The organism is Variovorax sp. OK605, from assembly GCF_900115445.1.
In the GTDB taxonomy this organism is placed as follows: domain Bacteria; phylum Pseudomonadota; class Gammaproteobacteria; order Burkholderiales; family Burkholderiaceae_C; genus Variovorax.
Genome location: NZ_FOWL01000019.1, coordinates 44,367 through 62,072, shown reverse-complemented (window position 1 = coordinate 62,072; position 17,706 = coordinate 44,367). Strand labels below are relative to the sequence as shown.

Annotated in this window: 20 protein-coding genes and 1 tRNA gene; 9 read left to right on the top strand and 12 right to left on the bottom strand. The window is 69.7% G+C overall.

Features of this window, described 5'->3' with window-relative positions; translation table 11 throughout:
- Positions 1-11: 11 nt before the first annotated feature.
- A tRNA-Sec gene (locus BM013_RS33750) sits at positions 12-104 on the top strand.
- 54 nt (positions 105-158) lie between these two features.
- Here the strand turns inward: BM013_RS33750 and selD are convergent.
- Complete coding sequence (gene selD, locus BM013_RS33745; protein WP_093133329.1) at positions 159-1,226, bottom strand: selenide, water dikinase SelD; 1,068 nt, start codon at positions 1,224-1,226, stop codon at positions 159-161.
- Positions 1,227-1,301: 75 nt separating this feature from the next.
- Here selD and BM013_RS33740 point away from each other — a divergent pair, with 75 nt between their 5' ends.
- The 5 genes from BM013_RS33740 to mnmH all read left to right on the top strand — a co-directional run bounded on the left by BM013_RS33740 (position 1,302) and on the right by mnmH (position 5,857).
- Positions 1,302-2,159 (top strand): putative selenate ABC transporter substrate-binding protein, encoded by an 858-nt coding sequence (locus BM013_RS33740; RefSeq protein WP_093133326.1) that lies wholly within the window; start codon positions 1,302-1,304, stop codon positions 2,157-2,159.
- Between the two features lie 154 nt (positions 2,160-2,313).
- Positions 2,314-3,129, top strand: a complete 816-nt coding sequence (locus tag BM013_RS33735; RefSeq protein ID WP_093133324.1) for a phosphonate ABC transporter ATP-binding protein — start codon at positions 2,314-2,316, stop codon at positions 3,127-3,129.
- Between the two features lie 35 nt (positions 3,130-3,164).
- Positions 3,165-3,956: a PhnE/PtxC family ABC transporter permease gene (locus tag BM013_RS33730; protein ID WP_177225648.1), complete on the top strand. Its 792-nt coding sequence runs from the start codon at positions 3,165-3,167 to the stop codon at positions 3,954-3,956.
- A complete protein-coding gene (phnE, locus tag BM013_RS33725) occupies positions 3,953-4,762 on the top strand; it encodes a phosphonate ABC transporter, permease protein PhnE (RefSeq protein WP_093133320.1) in 810 nt (269 codons plus the stop codon). Before BM013_RS33730 ends, phnE begins: the two co-directional genes overlap by 4 nt.
- Before the next feature lie 24 nt (positions 4,763-4,786).
- On the top strand, positions 4,787-5,857 hold the full coding sequence (gene mnmH / locus BM013_RS33720) for a tRNA 2-selenouridine(34) synthase MnmH (protein WP_093133318.1): 1,071 nt from the start codon (positions 4,787-4,789) through the stop codon (positions 5,855-5,857).
- Here the strand turns inward: mnmH and fdhD are convergent.
- From fdhD to modB, 7 genes are all read right to left on the bottom strand, one after another.
- Positions 5,791-6,705, bottom strand: a complete 915-nt coding sequence (gene fdhD / locus BM013_RS33715; protein WP_093133501.1) for a formate dehydrogenase accessory sulfurtransferase FdhD — start codon at positions 6,703-6,705, stop codon at positions 5,791-5,793. The genes mnmH and fdhD overlap by 67 nt on opposite strands.
- 19 nt (positions 6,706-6,724) lie before the next feature.
- Entirely contained in the window at positions 6,725-7,027 is a 303-nt protein-coding gene (locus BM013_RS33710; RefSeq protein WP_093133316.1) for a hypothetical protein, read from the bottom strand.
- A complete protein-coding gene (locus BM013_RS33705) occupies positions 7,024-9,372 on the bottom strand; it encodes an FdhF/YdeP family oxidoreductase (RefSeq protein ID WP_093133314.1) in 2,349 nt (782 codons plus the stop codon). Before BM013_RS33705 ends, BM013_RS33710 begins: the two co-directional genes overlap by 4 nt.
- Positions 9,369-10,028, bottom strand: a complete 660-nt coding sequence (locus tag BM013_RS42010) for a YlcI/YnfO family protein (RefSeq protein WP_256221818.1) — start codon at positions 10,026-10,028, stop codon at positions 9,369-9,371. The genes BM013_RS33705 and BM013_RS42010 overlap by 4 nt, the downstream gene beginning before the upstream one ends.
- 68 nt (positions 10,029-10,096) lie before the next feature.
- Entirely contained in the window at positions 10,097-10,885 is a 789-nt protein-coding gene (locus tag BM013_RS33695; protein WP_093133312.1) for an ABC transporter ATP-binding protein, read from the bottom strand.
- Positions 10,882-11,631, bottom strand: a complete 750-nt coding sequence (gene modA, locus BM013_RS33690) for a molybdate ABC transporter substrate-binding protein (RefSeq protein WP_093133310.1) — start codon at positions 11,629-11,631, stop codon at positions 10,882-10,884. The genes BM013_RS33695 and modA overlap by 4 nt, the downstream gene beginning before the upstream one ends.
- 35 nt (positions 11,632-11,666) lie before the next feature.
- The gene (gene modB, locus BM013_RS33685; protein WP_093133308.1) at positions 11,667-12,350 is read right to left on the bottom strand and encodes a molybdate ABC transporter permease subunit; all 684 of its coding nucleotides are present in this window, start codon (positions 12,348-12,350) and stop codon (positions 11,667-11,669) included.
- Positions 12,351-12,457: 107 nt separating this feature from the next.
- On the opposite strand from modB, the gene BM013_RS33680 reads away from it, so the two are divergent.
- Together BM013_RS33680 and BM013_RS33675 are read left to right on the top strand one after the other, a co-directional pair.
- Positions 12,458-12,697: a hypothetical protein gene (locus BM013_RS33680; RefSeq protein WP_093133305.1), complete on the top strand. Its 240-nt coding sequence runs from the start codon at positions 12,458-12,460 to the stop codon at positions 12,695-12,697.
- Positions 12,698-12,702: 5 nt separating this feature from the next.
- Positions 12,703-13,371: a nitroreductase family protein gene (locus BM013_RS33675; RefSeq protein WP_093133499.1), complete on the top strand. Its 669-nt coding sequence runs from the start codon at positions 12,703-12,705 to the stop codon at positions 13,369-13,371.
- Here the strand turns inward: BM013_RS33675 and tsaA are convergent.
- Positions 13,332-13,844 (bottom strand): tRNA (N6-threonylcarbamoyladenosine(37)-N6)-methyltransferase TrmO, encoded by a 513-nt coding sequence (tsaA, locus tag BM013_RS33670; RefSeq protein ID WP_093133303.1) that lies wholly within the window; start codon positions 13,842-13,844, stop codon positions 13,332-13,334. The two genes, BM013_RS33675 and tsaA, sit on opposite strands and share 40 nt — an antisense overlap.
- The gene (locus tag BM013_RS33665; protein WP_093133300.1) at positions 13,841-14,188 is read right to left on the bottom strand and encodes a winged helix-turn-helix domain-containing protein; all 348 of its coding nucleotides are present in this window, start codon (positions 14,186-14,188) and stop codon (positions 13,841-13,843) included. The genes tsaA and BM013_RS33665 overlap by 4 nt, the downstream gene beginning before the upstream one ends.
- 111 nt (positions 14,189-14,299) lie before the next feature.
- Between BM013_RS33665 and BM013_RS33660 the strand changes: the two genes are divergently transcribed.
- On the top strand, positions 14,300-14,884 hold the full coding sequence (locus tag BM013_RS33660) for a molybdopterin-binding protein (protein ID WP_143098438.1): 585 nt from the start codon (positions 14,300-14,302) through the stop codon (positions 14,882-14,884).
- 24 nt (positions 14,885-14,908) lie between these two features.
- On the opposite strand, the gene BM013_RS33655 is transcribed toward BM013_RS33660, so the two are convergent.
- Entirely contained in the window at positions 14,909-16,606 is a 1,698-nt protein-coding gene (locus BM013_RS33655) for an OFA family MFS transporter (protein ID WP_093133296.1), read from the bottom strand.
- A 142-nt stretch (positions 16,607-16,748) separates the two neighbouring features.
- Entirely contained in the window at positions 16,749-17,693 is a 945-nt protein-coding gene (locus BM013_RS33650) for a LysR substrate-binding domain-containing protein (protein WP_093133294.1), read from the bottom strand.
- Between the last annotated feature and the right edge of the window lie 13 nt (positions 17,694-17,706).

Genomic DNA, 17,706 nt, shown 5'->3' with positions numbered 1-17,706 from the left:
AAGACAGTCATGGGAGGGGATCGTCCCTGGTGGGGCGGCCGGGCTTCAAACCCGGTGGGTGGCGCCAGTCGTCGCCGGGAGGGTTCGACTCCCTCCCCCTTCCGCCGCATTTCTTGTCTTGCTCCTTCCCCTTCCGGGGGAGGGAGCAATGCGGGGACTCAGGGCACCACGCGCAGCGAAGACGCACCGGCCTCGACACGGCCGATGACCGCGGCCTTCGCAAAACCCTCGTCGCGGAAGATCTTCAGCACCGCATCGACCGCTTCCGGCGCGCAGCTCACGAGCAGGCCGCCCGAGGTCTGCGGATCGCTCAGCAGGTCCTTCGCGGTGGCCGGCAGGCCGGACGCCAGTTCGACGTCGGCGCCATAGCCGGCCCAGTTGCGGCCCGACGCACCCGTCACGAAACCGCCGGCCGCCATGGCCACCACGTTGTCGAGCAGCGGCACCTTCGACCACTCGACCACCGCCGTCAGCCTGGCGCCGCGCGCCAGCTCGAGCGTGTGGCCGGCCAGGCCGAAGCCCGTCACGTCGGTCAGCGCATGCACGCCGTCGAGCGCCGCGAGCGCCATGCCGGGCGTGTTGAGCTTGGTCGTGTTCTCGATCAGCTGGCGATAGCCCGTCTCGGACAGCTGCTCCTTCTTGAGCGCGGCCGACAGCACGCCCACGCCCAGCGGCTTGCCCAGCACCAGCACGTCGCCGGCCTTGGCATCGGCATTGCGGCGCACGCGCTTCGGGTGCACCAGGCCCATGGCCACGAGGCCGTAGATGGGCTCGACCGAATCGATGGTGTGGCCGCCCGCGATCGGGATGCCGGCGGCGCGGCACACGTCCTGCCCGCCGCGCACGATCTCGGCAATCACCTCCACCGGCAGCTGGTTGATCGGCATGGCCACCAGCGCCAGCGCCATGATCGGCCGGCCGCCCATGGCGTACACGTCGCTGATCGCGTTGGTCGCGGCGATGCGGCCGAACTCGTACGGGTCGTCCACGATGGGCATGAAGAAGTCGGTGGTGGCGATCAGCGCCTGCTCGTCGTTGAGCTTGTAAACGGCCGCGTCGTCGGCGGTCTCGATGCCCACCATGAGCTCGGGCGGGATCATGCCGCCGGCGTGGTTCTTCAGGATCTGCGAGAGCACGCCGGGCGCGATCTTGCAGCCGCAGCCGCCGCCATGCGAAAAACTCGTGAGGCGCAACGGCGCGAGCGGGTTCAGGAGCGTTGGGTTCATGGGGCCGATTATCGAAGCGGCCCCGCTTTCTACAATCCCGTCCTTTCCTAACCCGCACGTCCCCGAGGCACATCCATGAAGAAGACTCTCACCCACATGGCGCTCGCGCTGGCCTTTTCCGCCGCGAGCGTCGGCGCCCTCGCCCAAGGCGTGCTGCGCGTCTCGGCCATTCCCGACGAGGCGCCCACCGAGCTGCAGCGCAAGTTCACGCCGCTGGGCGACTACCTGAAGAAGGAAACCGGCATGGACGTGCAGTTCACGCCCGTGACCGACTACGCCGCCGTGGTCGAAGGCCTGGCCACCAACAAGATCGACATGGCCTGGCTCGGCGGCTTCACCTACGTGCAGGCGCGCATCCGCACCAACGGCGGCGCGGTGCCGATCGTGCAGCGCGCCGAAGACGAGGTGTTCACCAGCAAGTTCATCGTGCCCATCGACAGCCCCGCCAAGACGCTGGCCGACCTGAAGGGCAAGACCTTTGCGTTCGGCGCGCCCTCGTCCACCTCGGGCAGCCTGATGCCGCGCTACTTCCTGCTGCAGGCCGGCATCAACCCCGAGAAGGACTTCAAGACGGTCGCGTTCTCCGGCGCGCACGACGCCACCGTGGCCTTCGTGGCCGCATCGCGCGCCGAAGCGGGCGTGCTCAACGCGTCGGTGTGGGACAAGCTGGTCGAGTCCAAGAACCCGAACGCCGCCAAGGTGCGCGTGCTGGCGACCACGCCGACCTACTACGACTACAACTGGACGGTGCGCCCGGGCATGGACCCGGCGCTGCAGAAGAAGCTGACCGACGCGTTCCTGAAGCTCGACCCGGCCAACCCGGCGCACAAGGAAATCATGGCGCTGCAGCGCGCGAGCAAGTTCATTCCGACGAAGTCGTCGAACTACGACGGGATCGAGACGGCGGGCAAGTCGGCGGGTTTGATCAAGTGATTCTTTGGCAGGCGGGGGCACCCTCACCCCAGCCCTCTCCCGCGAGCGGGAGAGGGAGAGGGAGCCAATATCGACAGGCTGGCTCCGTCTTGCCCCCTCTCCCGCTTGCGGGAGAGGTTCGGGGTGAAGGAACGCCCTCCGAAAGCCCCACTGCGTGAGCTTCTCCCTCAACGCCATCGGCGTCGTCCACCCCAACGGCCACCGCGCCCTGAACAGCGTGACGCTCGCCGCCCACAAGGGCGAACGCATCGCCGTCATCGGGCCTTCGGGCGCCGGCAAGACCACGCTGCTGCGCGTGCTCAGTGCCGCGCTGCGGCCCACCGAAGGTGAAGTCGAAGCCCTGGGCACCTACCCGTGGCAATTGCCGGCCGCCGCGCTCAAGAAGCTGCGCGCCCGCATCGCCACCGTGCACCAGTCGCCGCCCATCGCCCCGCGCCTGCGCGTGGTCACCGCCGTGCTCGCGGGCCGGCTCGGCGAATGGTCGACGCTGCGTGCACTCCGCTCCCTTTTCTACCCGTCGGACATCGCAGGCGCGCACGAGGCGCTGTCGCGCCTGTCCATGGAAGACCGCCTGTTCGACCGCTGCGACCGCCTTTCGGGTGGGCAGCTGCAGCGCGTGGGCATTGCGCGCGCGCTCTACCAGCGCCCCGACCTGCTGCTGGCCGACGAACCCGTGTCCGCCCTCGACCCCACGCTGGCCGACGCCGCCATCGGCCAACTCGTTGCGCAAGGCGAAACCACCGGCGCCACGCTGGTCGCCTCGCTGCACGCGGTGGACCTGGCGCTGCGCTGGTTCCCGCGCATCGTCGGCATGCGCAACGCGCAGGTGATGTTCGACCTGCCCGCCGCGCAGGTCACGCCCGCCATGCTCGACGCGCTCTATGCGAGCGAGGGCGGCATCGCCACGCAGCGTCCCCTGCCGCCAGGCGCGGCGACTGAAGCGGCCTTTCACCGGCCCGATTGCCCTTGACGAGCACCGCCATCGCACAGCGCGATCCGCACGCCATGCGCCGGCTCGCCGGATGGCTGGCCGCGCTCGTCATCGCGTGGCCGATGCTCGCGCTCTCCGAATTCAAGCCGTGGGCACTGTTCGAAGGCGGCAACCTCGCGGTGATCGGCGGCTTTCTCGCGGGCTTCTTTCCGCCTGACGGCTCGCCCGCCTTCCTCGCCCTGCTCTTCAAGGCCACGCTGGAAACGCTGGCCATGGCCACGGCCGGCACCGCGCTGGCGCTGCTGATCGGCGCGCCGCTGGGCTTCGTGACCACGCGTGCGCTCTCCATCTCGCGCATCGGCCCGGGCCCCGGCCGCGTGCAGGCCGGCGTGGTGCGGCAGGCCGCGCGCTGGCTGCTGATGGTGCTGCGCGCCATTCCCGAGATCGTGTGGGCGCTGCTGTTCGTGCGCGCGCTCGGGCTGGGCCCCGCCTCGGGCGTGCTGGCGCTGGCCATCACCTACGGCGGCATGCTGGGCAAGGTGTACGCCGAGATCCTCGAATCGACCGACACGCGCCCCGCGCGCGCGCTGCTCGAAAGCGGCAGCGGGCGCTTCGCCGCGCTGTGCTACGGCCTGCTGCCGAACACGGCGCAGGAGCTGGCCTCGTACACCGTGTACCGCTGGGAATGCGCGGTGCGCGCCTCGGTGGTGATGGGTTTCGTGGGCGCGGGCGGGCTGGGCCAGCTGATGGACCAGTCGATGAAGATGCTCAACGGCGGCGAGGCGAGCAGCATCCTGCTGGTGTTCCTGGCGCTGGTGCTGCTGGCCGACCTGCTGAGCAACGCATTGCGCAGGCTGCTCGCATGACGACGACGCCCTCCCCCCTTCCTCCGCGTCCGCCGCCGTGCTGGCGCTGCCGCATCGCGCTGCTGCTGATCGGCGTGTCGGTGGTCGCGAGCTTCGTCTACCTGGGCATCGACTACCGCGCGCTCGGTTCGTCGGAGTCGCTGCGGCTCATGGGCAAGTTCATTGCCGAGTTCTTCCCGCCCGACGTGTCGCCCGACTTCCTCGCCAGGGTCGGCCACGGCGCCTTGCAAACGCTCGCGGTGTCGGCCCTGGGCACGGTGCTGGCGGCGCTGGCGGGCGCGGTGCTCGCGCTGCCCGCCTCGGGCCGCACGGGCTGGCTGCCGCGGCATGCCGCGCGCTTCGCGCTCAACTTTTTGCGCAGCGTGCCCGAGCTCGTATGGGCGGCGCTGATGGTGCTGGCCGCGGGCATCGGCCCGTTCGCCGGTGCGCTGGCCTTGTCGCTGCACACCACCGGCGTGCTGGGCCGCCTCTTCGCCGAAGCGCTGGAGAACGCGCCGCGCGAGCCCGAGCATGCGCTCACGCTCTCGGGCGCCGGCCCGGTCGCGGCCTTCAGCTACGCCAGCCTGCCGATCGTGCTGCCGCAGTGGGTGGCCTACACGCTCTACCGCTGGGAAATGAACATCCGCATGGCCGCCGTGCTGGGCTTCGTGGGCGGCGGCGGGCTGGGCCAGCTGCTGTACTTCCACCTGTCGATCTTCCAGCAGCAGCAGGCGATGACGGTGCTGATCGCGATGTTCGGGCTGGTCACGCTGGTCGACTTTGCGAGCGCTCGCTTGCGCCGTGGCCTCGGCCCGGCGTACGCATGACAATCGGGGCATGAGGTTCCTGCCATGAGTCATCGCCAGCCCGTGCGGGTGCCCGACCGCCACGCCTTCGACACGCTGATCGACGCGCGCTCGCCAGCCGAGTTCGCGCTCGACCACATTCCCGGCGCCATCAACTGTCCGGTGCTCGACGACGAGGAGCGCCGCATCGTCGGCACCATCTACGTCCAGACCGGCGCCTTCGAGGCGCGGCGCATCGGCGGCGCGATGGTCGCGGCCAACATCGCGCGGCATCTGCGCGACACGCTGGCCGACCGGCCCGAGAACTGGAAGCCGCTGGTCTACTGCTGGCGCGGCGGCATGCGCAGCGGCTCGATGGTCACCTGGCTGCGCCTGGTCGGCTGGGACGCGCAGCAGCTCGCGGGCGGCTACAAGAGCTTTCGCCGGCACGTGATCTCGCAGATCGATTCACTGACGCCGAAGCTCGACCTGCGCGTGGTCTGCGGCGCCACCGGCAGCGCCAAGACGCGCGTGCTGCATGCGCTGGCCGCGCGCGGCGCGCAGGTGCTCGACCTGGAAGACTTCGCGAACCACAAGGGCTCGCTGCTCGGCTCGCTGCCGGGCGTGGCGCAACCGTCGCAGAAGCACTTCGAGACGCGCATTGCCGCCGTGCTCGAAACCGTCGACCTCTCGCGCCCGCTGTATGTCGAGGGCGAGAGCATCCGCATCGGGCGGCTGTCATTGCCGCTGTCGCTGGTGGCGCAGATGCGCGCGGCGCCGTGCATCGAGGTCTCGGCCACGCCCGAGGCGCGGCTGGCCTACCTGCTGCGCGACTACGCCTACCTGGGCGACGACCGCGAGGCGCTCGCCGACAAGATGGGCGTGCTGAAGGAACTGCAGGGCAAGGAAACGGTGACGCGCTGGCAGCAATGGGCGCACGAGGCCGACCTGCCGCACCTGTTCGCCGAGCTGATGTCGCTGCACTACGACCCGCACTACGAGAAGTCACAGGAGCTGCACTTCCGCGCCTGGGCGAAGCGCCAGCGCGTGGCGGCGCCCGACCTGTCGGATCAGGGCATCGAGGCGGTGGCCGACGCGGTGCTGGCGCTCGGCGAAGGCGCGAGCCCGTCGGCATAGAGCACGCCGCGCGGCGCGCGGCACAGGCCCCAGAAACGCAGGCCGCTGAGCTCGGCCATGCGCACGCCCATCGAGGTCGGCGCGGAAATGGTCGCCATTGCCGCGATGCCCAGGCGCGCGCACTTGCGCACCAGCTCGTGGCTGCCGCGGCTGGACATCAGCACGAAGCCGGGCTCTTCGAGACGGCCCGCCAGCGCGAGCTTGCCGAGCAGCTTGTCGAGCGCGTTGTGGCGGCCGACGTCTTCCATCAGGTCGCTGAGTTCGCCCTCGACGCTCGCCCAGGCCGCCGCATGGATCGCACCGGCTTCGGCGTTGAGCACCTGGCGCGGCGCCATGGCCGCGAAAGCGCGCAGCACGGTCGCGAGGTCGATGCGTTCGATCCATTCGCGCGGCGGCACGCGCTGCGGCGAGAGGTCGAGCCCCGCGAAGCTTTCGACACCGCACACGCCGCAGCCGGTGCGCCCCGCGAGGCTGCGGCGGCGGTCCTTCAGGCGTTCGAAGCTGCGCGTGGAAATCTCGAGCTGCACCTCGATGCCGGGCATGCCGTCGGGCAGGCCGGCGTCGGAAGCATCGACCGTCCGCACGTCGATACCGCGGCAATCGGCCGCCGTGTCGAGGATGCCCTCGCTCAGCGCGAAGCCCAGCGCGAAGGCCTCGAGGTCTTGCGGCGTGGCCATCATCACCGCGTGCGAGACGCCGTTGAACACCAGCGCCACCGGCACCTCGGACGCCAGCGTGTCGTCGCGCACCACGCCTTCGGGCGCGAGGCCGCGCTCGCCGAAGACGTGCACGGCATGCCGCGAGAGCGACGGCAATGAATCGGAGTCGAGGGTCGTGGGGTCTTGCATGGCCGCGGCCATTGTCCGCTCAGCCGGCGTCTTCGTCAGCCGGCAGGGCGTCGACGCAGGCGCGGCCCGCGTCGGTGAGGTGCGCCACCCAGCGGTCGTCCAGCTGCACCACGCGCACCCAGCCGGGCCCGCGCACGCCGCCGATGGCGGCATCGCCCATCAGCGTGAGATGGCGCATGACCACGCTCGCGCCCTGCCCCAGCCGCTTGCCCAGGCGCGGCAGCGACATGCCGCCCTCGCCCGGTGCTTCGGCGAGCGCGCGCAGGATGGCCACGCAGAAGGAGTCGGCGCCGAAAGAAGGAGAAGAAGTGGCGGCGGTCATGCCGCCACGGTATCAGCCTCGGCCGGCGCGGGTGCGGGCGCCACGTGCAACGACAGCACCACGGGAATGGACTTGGAGGTCGGCGTGCCCGCGTTCTCGGCCACCGACGACAGCGGCACCAGCGGGTTGGTCTCGGGGTAGTACGCCGCGAGGTTGCCGCGCGGAATGTCGTACGCCACCAGCTTGAAACGGTCGGCGCGGCGCTCCTGGCCGTCGCTCCACACGGTCTGGATGTCGACCCAGTCGCCGTCCTTCAGCCCCAGGTGGCGGATGTCGTCCTTGTGGATGAAGACCACGCGGCGCTGGCCGAACACGCCGCGGTAGCGGTCGTCCATGCCGTAGATGGTGGTGTTGTACTGGTCGTGCGAACGCGTGGTGAGCAGCGTGAAGACCACCGTGTCGGTCTGCTTCGCGAAGCGCGCGCGGGCGCGGTGCGCGTGGGTGTCCAGCGGCACGGCGTGCGTGAAGAACACGGCCTTCTTGGAAGCGGTGTTCCACACGCGCTCGCTCGCGGTGTTGCGCAGGCGAAAGCCGCCGGGGTGCGCCACGCGGGCGTTGAAGTCCTTGAAGTCGTCGAACACGGCTTCGATCTTGTCGCGGATGCGCGCGTAGTCCTCGATGAGCCACAGCCACGGCGTCTTGCTGCGCGCGCCGATGGTGGCGGCCGCCAGGCGCGCCACGATGGCGGGCTCCGACAAGAGGTGCTCCGAGGCGGGCGGGTTGATGCCCATCGAGATGTGCACCATGCTCATGGAGTCTTCCACCGTCACGCCCTGCGCGCCGCGGGCCTGCATGTCGATCTCGGTGCGGCCCAGGCACGGAAGGATGATGGCCTCGCGCCCGTGGATCACGTGGCTGCGGTTGAGCTTGGTGGTCACGTGCACCGTGAGGTCGCACTTCTGCAGGCCCTTCCAGGTCTGGTAGGTGTCGGGCGTGGCGGCCGCGAAGTTGCCGCCGAGCGCGAAGAACACCTTGCCCTTGCCGTCGAGCATCAGCCGGATGGCCTCGACCGTGTCCACGCCGTTCTGGCGCGGCGGCTCGAAGTCGAACACCTTCTGCAGCCGGTCGAGCAGCGCCGCGGGCGGCTTCTCCCAGATGCCCATGGTGCGGTCGCCCTGCACGTTGCTGTGGCCGCGCACCGGGCAGGCGCCCGCGCCCTCGCGGCCCATGTGGCCGCACAGCATGAGCCAGTTGCCGATCATCTGGATGGTGGCCACCGAGTGCTGGTGCTGCGTGATGCCCATGCCCCAGCAGGCGATGACCCGCTTGGCGCCCAGGTACACGTCGGCGGCGGCGCGGATCTGCGCCTCGCTCAGGCCCGACTCCTGCACCAGGATGTCCCACGACTCGGCGCGCAGGTCGTCGGCCAGCGCCTCGAAACCGGTGGTGTGCTCGGCGATGAATTCGTGGTCGAGCACCGAAGGCTCGCCGCGCGCCACGGCCGCGTCTTCGCGCTCGATGACGTGCTTCATCATCCCCTTGACCGCGGAGAAGTCGCCGCCCACGCGCAGCTGGAAGTAGTGCGTGCTGATGGGCGTGGAACCCATGGTGGCCATCTCGAGCTTGTCCTGCGGATCGGCGAAACGCTCCAGCCCGCGCTCGCGCAGCGGGTTGAAGCTCACGATGCGCGCGCCGCGCTTGGAGGCCATCCGCAGCTCGCCGAGCATGCGCGGGTGGTTGGTGCCGGGGTTCTGGCCGAAGATGAAGATGGCGTCGGCCTTCTCGAAGTCTTCCAGCGTGACCGTGCCCTTGCCCACGCCGATCTGCGGGCGCATGCCGCTGCCGCTGGGCTCGTGGCACATGTTCGAGCAGTCGGGAAAGTTGTTGGTGCCGTACTCGCGCACGAACAGCTGGTACAGGAACGCAGCCTCGTTGCTGGCGCGGCCCGAGGTGTAGAAGATCGCCTGGTTCGGGTCGGGCAACGCGTTCAGGTGCAGCGCGATGCGCTCGAAGGCGGCGTCCCATTCGATGGGCACGTACCGGTCGCTGGCCGCGTCGTAGGCCATGGGGTGCGTGAGGCGGCCCTGGTCCTCGAGCCAGAAGTCGCTTTGCTGGGCCAGCTCGGCCACGGTGTGTTTCGCAAACAGCTCCGGGCCGGCGCGGCGCGCGGTGGCCTCGGCGGCCACGGCCTTCACGCCGTTCTCGCAGAACTCGAAGGTCGAGGCATGGTTGCGGTCGGGCCAGGCGCAGCCGGGGCAGTCGAAGCCGTCGGGCTGGTTGGCCGAGAGCAGCGTCTTCGCGCCCTTGATGGGAATGTCCTGGCGCAACAGCGCATTCGTGACGCTGCGCAACGCGCCCCAGCCGCCGGCGGGGCCCTTGTAAAACTCGATCTTCTGCTCGCTCATGCCGGGAGTGTTCGCCCCCCGGATGCCGCAGTCAAATTGGATCGGCACATGCGGTGATTCAAAACGGAAATGAAGGGGCTTTTGCGGGGCCCGCCCCGGGGCCGATCAGCGTGGTGGCCGAAGACGTGCCGGCAAATGTGCCCGCGGCAGGGGTGCCGTGCAAGGTGCTGCGGGAGATCACGGCGCGGGTTGTCGCCCGCCTTGCGGCAAGTGAACGGTGAAAAGCGCAACGCGGCCATGCCGTTTCCGATCGCCTCGAGGGTGCGCTCGGCCAACGCCAGGTCGCCGTCTCTCGCCAGTTCCCGCTCGCGCACGAAGTCGTACAGCCGCTCGATGTCTTCGGCCGCCTGGCGCGTGAACCGGACCGCGCAGCTCACCGGCGCGCCGCGTTCTGGCGCTTCCTTGCCGATTCGAGTTTGCTTTTCGAGGCGATGCATCACCTCGCCTGCATCGGCATGGTCGCCGCCGCCGCGGGCGCCGGCCAGTGAAGCCATGCCGCGCGCAACGAATTCGGCCTGGCTCTTGCGCTGCAGGACACAGGCGCGCACCGCGGCCTCGACGAACTGGGACAGGGATTCACCCTCGCCGAGCACGCGCTCGACTTCGCCCCGGAATTCGGGCTCCACGCGAACGGGAGGAATGGTGGCGCTTTTCATCGCCAAAGTGCATCGCTTATGCGATGCAAACAACCCAAAGCCGGCGGCCAGTGGTCAGCGGCCAGTGGTCAGCCGCGCGCGTCCTGCATCAGCAGCCCGCGCAACTTGCTGCGCAGCGGCGTGTCTTCGACCTCCTGCACGCCGGCGACGTCGCGCAGCGCGAAGTCGCGGCTCTGCGCGTCGTGCAGGTCGATCTCGCGCACCACCTGGCCGTCGCGGTAGACGAAGGCCACGTCGGCCAGCGCGAGCACGTCCTCGATGTCGTGCGTGATCATCAGCACCGGAATGCCCCACTGCTTGCGCACCTGGGCAAGCTCGTTGCGCAGTTCGGTGCGCAGCATCGGGTTGAGCGCGGCGAAGGGCTCGTCGAGCAGCAGCACCTGCGGCTCGCAGGCCAGCGCGCGGGCCAGCGCCACGCGCTGCTGCTGGCCGCCCGACAGGTTCTGCGGGCGGCTGTCGGCCAGCGCCGCGAGCCCGAAGCTCTCGAGCAGCGCCTGCACGCGCTCGGCGTCCTTGGCGGGCGGCTTGCGGCGGTGCCACGCGGTCAGCCCGAAGGCCACGTTCTCGCGCACGCTCAGGTGCGGGAACAGCGCGTAGTCCTGGAACAGGTAGCCCACGCGCCGTGCCGGCGCGGGCACGTCGATGCGCCGCGCCGAGTCGTACAGCGTGCGGCCGTCGAGCCTCACATGGCCCGACGCCGGATGCAGCAGGCCCGCAATGGCCTGCAGCGTGAGCGACTTGCCCGCGCCCGACGGACCGTAGAGCGCGGCGAAAGGCACGTCGGTCTGAAAGCGCACGGCCAGGTCGAAGCGGCGAGCCCCGTCCTTCACCGAGAGCTTCAGATCGACGTCGATCATGGTTTGCCGAAACCGTAGCGCGTGAGCACTTCCTGCGCGGCGGGGGTCGCGAGGAAGCTGACGAACTCGCCGGCCAGCGCCTTCTGCTTGCTGTCGGCCACCACGGCGATCGGGTACGTCACGGGCGTGTGGCCGGTGGGCGTGAAGGCGATCTTCACCTTGTCGCCGGCCACGGCCGCGTCGGTGCGGTAGACGAAGCCGGCCTCGACCTCGCCGCGGCTCACGTAGTCGAGCACCTGGCGCACGCTGTCGGCCTGCACGAACTTGGGCTCGAGCGTGGTCCAGAGGTTGGCGCCGTCCAGCACCTGCTTGGTGTAGCGCCCGACCGGCACGGTCGCGACCTTGCCCACGGCGATCTTCTTGACGTTGGCGCCGCCCAGGTCCTGCAGCGTCTTCAGGCCCACCGCGTCCTTGGCGGGCTCGACGAGCACCAGGCTGTTGGTGACGAAGTCCTTGCGGGTGGCGGTGTCGATCAGCTTCTGCTCGACGCCGCGGTTCATGGTGTCCTGGTCGGCGCTGGCGAACACGTCCACGGGCGCGCCCTGGCCGATCTGCTGCAGCAGCACGCCCGAGGCGGCGAAGTTGAAGCGCACCGTGGCGCCCGACTTGGCGGCCTCGAACCTGGGACCGATTTCCTTGAACGCATCGGTCAGGCTGGCGGCGGCGGACACGGTGATCTGCTGCGCGCCGGCGGCCAGCGGCAGGGCGAGAGCAAGAACCAACGACAGGAGGCGGAACGGGCGCATGGAGAACTCCAGATTGCTTGTTTGTTGAAACGGAATCAGCGAAGGGAAAAGAAGCGGTTCGACAGCACCAGCACGGTGACCGACAGCAGCGAGGTGACCACGACCAGCAGCAGCGCGAGGTCGTCGTGGCCGGCCTGCACCGCGTCGTAGATGGCCATCGACAGCGTCTGGGTCTGCTTGGGAATGGAGCCCGCCACCATCAGCGACGCGCCGAACTCGCCCATGGCGCGCGCGAAGGCCAGCAGCGTGCCGGCCAGGATGCCGGGCCAGGCCAGCGGCAGCGTGACGCGCAGGAACACGGAAAAAGGCGATTGCCGCAGCGTGCTGGCCGCGGCCTCGAGCGAGCGGTCGACGCCCGAGAATGCCGCGCTGGCCGACTTGAGCACCAGCGGCAGCGCCACCACGGCCGAGGCCACCACGGCGCCGTGCCAGCTGAAGATGATGGTGTAGTCGAGGTGCTCGCGCAGCCACGCGCCCAGCGGGCTGCGGCGCCCGGCCGCCACCAGGATGGCGTAGCCGATCACGGTCGGCGGCAGCACCAGCGGCAGCATGAATATGGCCTCGAGCACGGTGCGCCCGAAGAAGCGCTTGCGCGCGAACACCCAGCCCAGCGCCACGCCGACCACCAGTGCCAGCAAGGTCGCCACGGCCGCGACCTTGAGCGACAGCACCAGCGGAAACCAGTCGGTGGAAGCGATGAGCGAGTTCGTCGTGTTCATGAGAATACGGCGGGATTGTTACATGGTGAGGCTCAAGGTTCTCACGGGGGTGCGCAGATGGAGGAGTCTCCATATACTGCGGGATACAGCGTAGGAGACGTTCCCCCATGCGCGCATCCGCCCACGACACCGTTGTCCGTTCGATCTCCGGCAGGCCGGAGCTTCGCCACGCGACGCCGGTGCAGGAATGGCGCATCGAGCGGTCGATGGACGCCGCGGGTTTCGTGCTGTCGATCACCGCGCCCGACGGCGCGAGCCAGTCCTTCTTCGTGGCGCAGGCCGACGCCGACGACATCGGCGAAGTGCTGCGCCGGCAGGCGGCGTGGGTCGACCAGCGGGAGCAGTGACGCGCATGTGGCGGCACATGACGGGTGCGCAGCGCATCCTCGAAGTCCTGCTGACCCGGCGCTCCGTGTCGCCGCGGCGCCTGCAGCAGCCCGGCCCCAACCCCGACGAGCTCGACGCCATCCTCCAGGCCGGCCTGCGCGCGCCCGACCACGGCGGCCTGCATCCGTGGCGCGTGATCGAGTTCAGGCCGCAGAACCGCGAGGCGCTGGCCTGGTGCTTCGAGCAGGAGAAGTTGCGGCGCGATCCGCTGGCCGGCCCCGCCGACCTGAAGCGCGCACGCGAACACGCCACGCGCGCGCCCCTGCTGCTGGGCTTCGTGGTGTCGCCGCGCGAGCGCAGCAAGATCCCGGCGCGCGAACAGTGGCTGAGCGCGGGCGCCGCGCTGGGCAACCTGCTGAGCGCCGCGCACCAGCTGGGCTACGGCGCCATCGTGCTGAGCGGCGAACGCTGCTTCGACGAGACGCTGGCGCGGCAGGTGGGCGTGCTGCCGGGCGAGTACCTGGTGGGCTTCATCAGCATCGGCAGCGTGAAGGAGGCGCCGCCACAGGCGCGCGAGGTGCTCTCGCAGAGCGTGTGGTCGTGCTGGCAGGGATGGCAGGAGCCGCAGGCCGGCGCCCTGCCCACCCTGCCCGCTCAGCCCATCCGGCCGTCGGAGCGGGTGCGCGGCAGCTGATCGAGCCTGGCGCCGAACCAGCCGACGCGCTCGGTCTCGCGCACGTCGAACTTCGGCACGTAGGGCTTGATGTCGAGCACGGGCGTGCCGTCCATCATGTCGTTGCCGCTGAAGTGCAGCGTGGTGCCTTCCACCGATTCCAGCCGCACGATCGACAGGCCCAGCCGGTTCGGCCGCGCCGGTGCGCGCGTCGCGAACACGCCGTGCGAGGTGTTGTCGAGAAAGGGCACCACCTCCAGCCGCTCGTGCGCGCACTGGTGCAGGTGGGTGACGAGGATCAGGTAGTCGAAGCCCTCGATGTCGCGCAGGCCCGGCGCGAACTCGGCGAACACCTCGAGGCGGCCTTTTTCTTCCGGCGCGCCGGCCGTCTGGATCGGCATGCCGGTGGCCTCCGTGAAGCGGCTGCGCACGATGCCGACCGGGCGGCTCACCACGTCAGGTGCGCCGGTGGTTTCGGCGGTGTCGGAGCTCATGGCGCGAGCAGGCGCGTGAGCGCGCGGATGTCGGCCGCGGCGGCCAGCCGCGCGGCGTTTTCGATGGCGCGGTAGTGCTTGACGATCTCTTCGCCCACCGGCGTGAGCGCCGTGCCGCCGCCGCGCGAACCGCCGGCGGCGGTGTTCACGGCGGGCGAGGCCAGCGTCTGGTTCATCTCGTCGATCAGCATCCAGGCGCGCCGGTACGACATGCCGAGCAGCCGGGCGGCCGCGGAAATCGAGCCGGTCTCGGCCACGGCTTCGAGCACAGCGATCTTGCCGGGGCCGATGGCGATGGTCTCGTCCCTATAGATGCGCAGGCGAAACTGGACTTTGGATTTCATGTTGGCGCGAAGCGTAAACCAATGCGGGCCGCCATTGTCCGCCCGCGGCAGGCCGGGTCGCTATGCAAGAATGAATACGACGCACCCGCTTCGGGGAAACGAGGAGTTCCAGTGAAAGACCGCACCCTGTTCCTGGCCGTGACCGGCATCGTGTTGGCGCTGCTTGCGGGTTGCGCTTCAAGTCCGCCTGCCCCAGCCGCGCCGTCCACCGCCCCGATGACCCCGATGGCGCCGCATGCCGCGCCCGGAGCGCCCGCCGCGAACGAAGCCGTCTCGCCCTCCTTCACCGTCTCGGGCGCCGTCGGCAGGCGCGCCACCTTCGACCTCGCCGCGCTGCAGGCCATGCCCGCCGTCACGCAGACGGCCGGCGGCAACAGCTACACGGGCGTGAGCCTGTGGACCTTGCTGAACGACGCGTCGGTCGGCCTGAGGCCCGACACCGCGGCGCGCAACCCGGTGCTGTCGATGTATGCGGTGGTGGTCGGCAGCGACGGCTACCGCGCGGTGGTCTCGCTGGCGGAGATCGCACCCGAATCCGGCAACCGCGTGGCGCTGGTTGCCTACAGCCTGAACGGCATGCCGCTGGGTCGCAACGGCATGGCGCGGCTGGTGATGGCCGGCGACCTGAAGCCGGGCCGTTCGGTGGCCCGGCTGGCCGCGATCGAAGTCTTCGCGGCGCAGCCTTCGGGCCGGTGATCCCTCAAGGGATAGGCTGGCGGATCAGTTGAAGAACTTCGCCGCGCTCACCAGCGTCTTGTAGACGCCCCAGGCCAGCGGAATGCCCACGGCCACCCAGGCCAGCGCCACCACCAGCGGGCTCACCGCGTCGGCGCGGCCCGAGCCGCTGCCCACTTCGGCCGCCGAGGCCTTCTCGTGCGCCAGCTTCTTCTCGACGGCCAGTTCGGCGTCGGTCATGAAGTGCTTGTCGGCCACCGGGCGCACCAGCAGGTTGGCGATGAAGCCGATCACCAGCATGCCCACCAGGATGTACATGGTCTGGTTGTAGACCTGCTCGCGCGGCAGGCCCAGGCCCAGCTGGTACTCGCGCATGTAGTTCACCACCACCGGGCCCAGGATGCCGGCCGTGGCCCACGCGGTGAGCAGGCGGCCATGGATGGCGCCCACGAACTGCGTGCCGAACAGGTCGGCCAGGTAGGCCGGCACCGTGGCAAAGCCACCGCCGTACATCGACACGATCACGCAGCAGGCGCCCACGAACAGCAGCTTGCTGCCCGCGCCGGCCGACGAGGGAATGCTCGCGTACAGGATGGCGCCGAGCACGAAGAACACCGTGTAGGTGAGCTTGCGGCCCAGCTTGTCCGACATGCTGGCCCACACGAAGCGCCCGCCGATGTTGAACAGCGACAGCAGCGCCGTGAAGCCGCCCGCCACCACCGCGATGGCCGCGAGCTGCGCCTTGTCGAGCTGGCCGTACCTGGCCGGCAGGTCGATCAGCGCGCCGCCGAACACTTCCTGCAGCATTGGCGAGGCCATGCCGATCACGCCGATACCGGCGCTCACGTTCATGCACAGCACCAGCCACACGAGCCAGAACTGGGGAATGCCCCAGACCTTCTTCACGTGCACGTGGCGCTGCGTGATCATGGTGTTGCTGGTTTGCGCCGGGGGCGGCGTCCAGCCTTCGGGCTTCCAGCCCGAGGGCGGCACGCGGTAGCCGAGCGCGCCGGCCATCATGAAGACGAAGTAGCCGAGCGCCATGATCACGAAGGTCTGCATCACGCCCACGTCGGTGGCCGTGCTGAAGCGCTTCATGAGGTCCACGGCCAGCGGCGAGCCGATCATCGCGCCGCCGCCGAAGCCCATGATGGCCATGCCGGTGGCCATGCCGCGGCGGTCGGGGAACCACTTGATCAGCGTGCTCACCGGCGAGATGTAGCCCAGCCCCAGGCCGATGCCGCCGATCACGCCCGAGCCGAGGATCATCAGCCAGAACTGGTGCAGGTGAATGCCCAGCGCCGACAGCAGCATGCCGCCGCACCAGCACAGCGCGGACACCACGCCGGCCTTGCGCGGGCCGGCGCGTTCGAGCCAGCCGCCCCACAGGGCCGCCGAGCAGCCGAGGAACACGAAGAACAGCGTGTACATCCAGCCGAGCGTGGCCACGCGCCAGTCGCAGGTGGTGGCGAAGAGCTCGGCGAAGAAGCTCATGTCCTTGGCGCAGGCCTGTGCGCCGGTGCCGGCCGTGCCGAGCGCCTTCGACAGCGGCAGCCAGAACACCGAGAAGCCGTAGGCCATGCCGATGCAAAGGTGGATGGCCAGCGCGGCCGGGGGCACCAGCCAGCGGTTGAAGCCGGGGCCCGCGATGATGCGTTCCTTGTCCAGGAAGCCGGGTTGCTGCTGCACCCCGCCTCCGTTGATGCGATCTCCCTCGAGAACGCCTGCAGATGAGCCTGCCATAAATCTCCTTGATTACCGGATGTGTAACTTTTTGCTGAATCCGGGCCGCGGAGTGTGAGTGAGCGCTTCATGCGCCGTCAAATTCGAACAGCGCATGGCCCGATTCAATAAGTAAATGGAGCCCCTTTTTCGGGGCGTTGCTTCACGCTCCGAGCGTGCCGCTGTGCTGCTGCACCTGCGCCTGCCACTCGGGCGTGTCCATGAAGGCCAGCGCGGCCTCGAGCGCGCGCGAGGCGCGCACGCCGTCCTGCGTCATGAAGCCGATGGGGGTGCGCACCTCGGGCGCCACCAGCGGCAGCGCCTCCAGTTCGCGGTGGCTGCGCACGGCGGCCACCATGCCGCCGGGCAGCACGCTGCTGACCGTGCCCACGCTCACCGCCAGCGCCAGCGCCAGCACCGAGTTGGTCTCGATGGCCGGCGCCGCCGGCACGCCGGCCTCGCGCAGCGCCTGGTCGACGATGGCGCGGTTGTGCATGTCGGGCGTGAGCAGGCACAGCGGCAGCCGTCCGGCCTCGGCCCAGGTCATGGGCTTGCCGATGCGCAACTGGTCGGCCGACGGCTTCTTCGCGCGGCGCAGCAGAAAGTAATGCTCGATGCTCTGCGGCCACGCCGTGAGCTTGATGCCCGGCAGGTGCATGCGCTCGGTGTAGCCCAGCGCCAGGTCGATCGAGAGGCTCTCCAGCCCCATCTCGAGGTCTTGCGAACTCATCGACAGCACGGCCGGCACGATGCCCGGATGCCGCTGCTGCAGCAGGGCCGCGAAGCGCGAGAGCATGGGAACGGCCGTGGGCACGGCCGCCATGCGCAGGCGCCCGTGCGGGTCGCCCGCCTCGCTGCGCAGCTCCTGCAGCAGCACCTCGTTGTCGCGCAGCATGCGTTGCGCCGTGGCCAGCACGCGTTCGCCTTCGTGCGTGAGGCCGACGTAGACGCGGGCACGCTTGACGATGACCACGCCGAACTCGCTCTCCAGCGCACGCAGCGCGTTGGACAGCGCAGGCTGCGTGATGTGGCAGGCCTGCGCCGCGCGGCCGAAATGCTTGTGCTCGTTCAGCGCCACCAGGTAGCGCATCGAGGCGAGCAGGTTCATTCTCCGCTTGCTC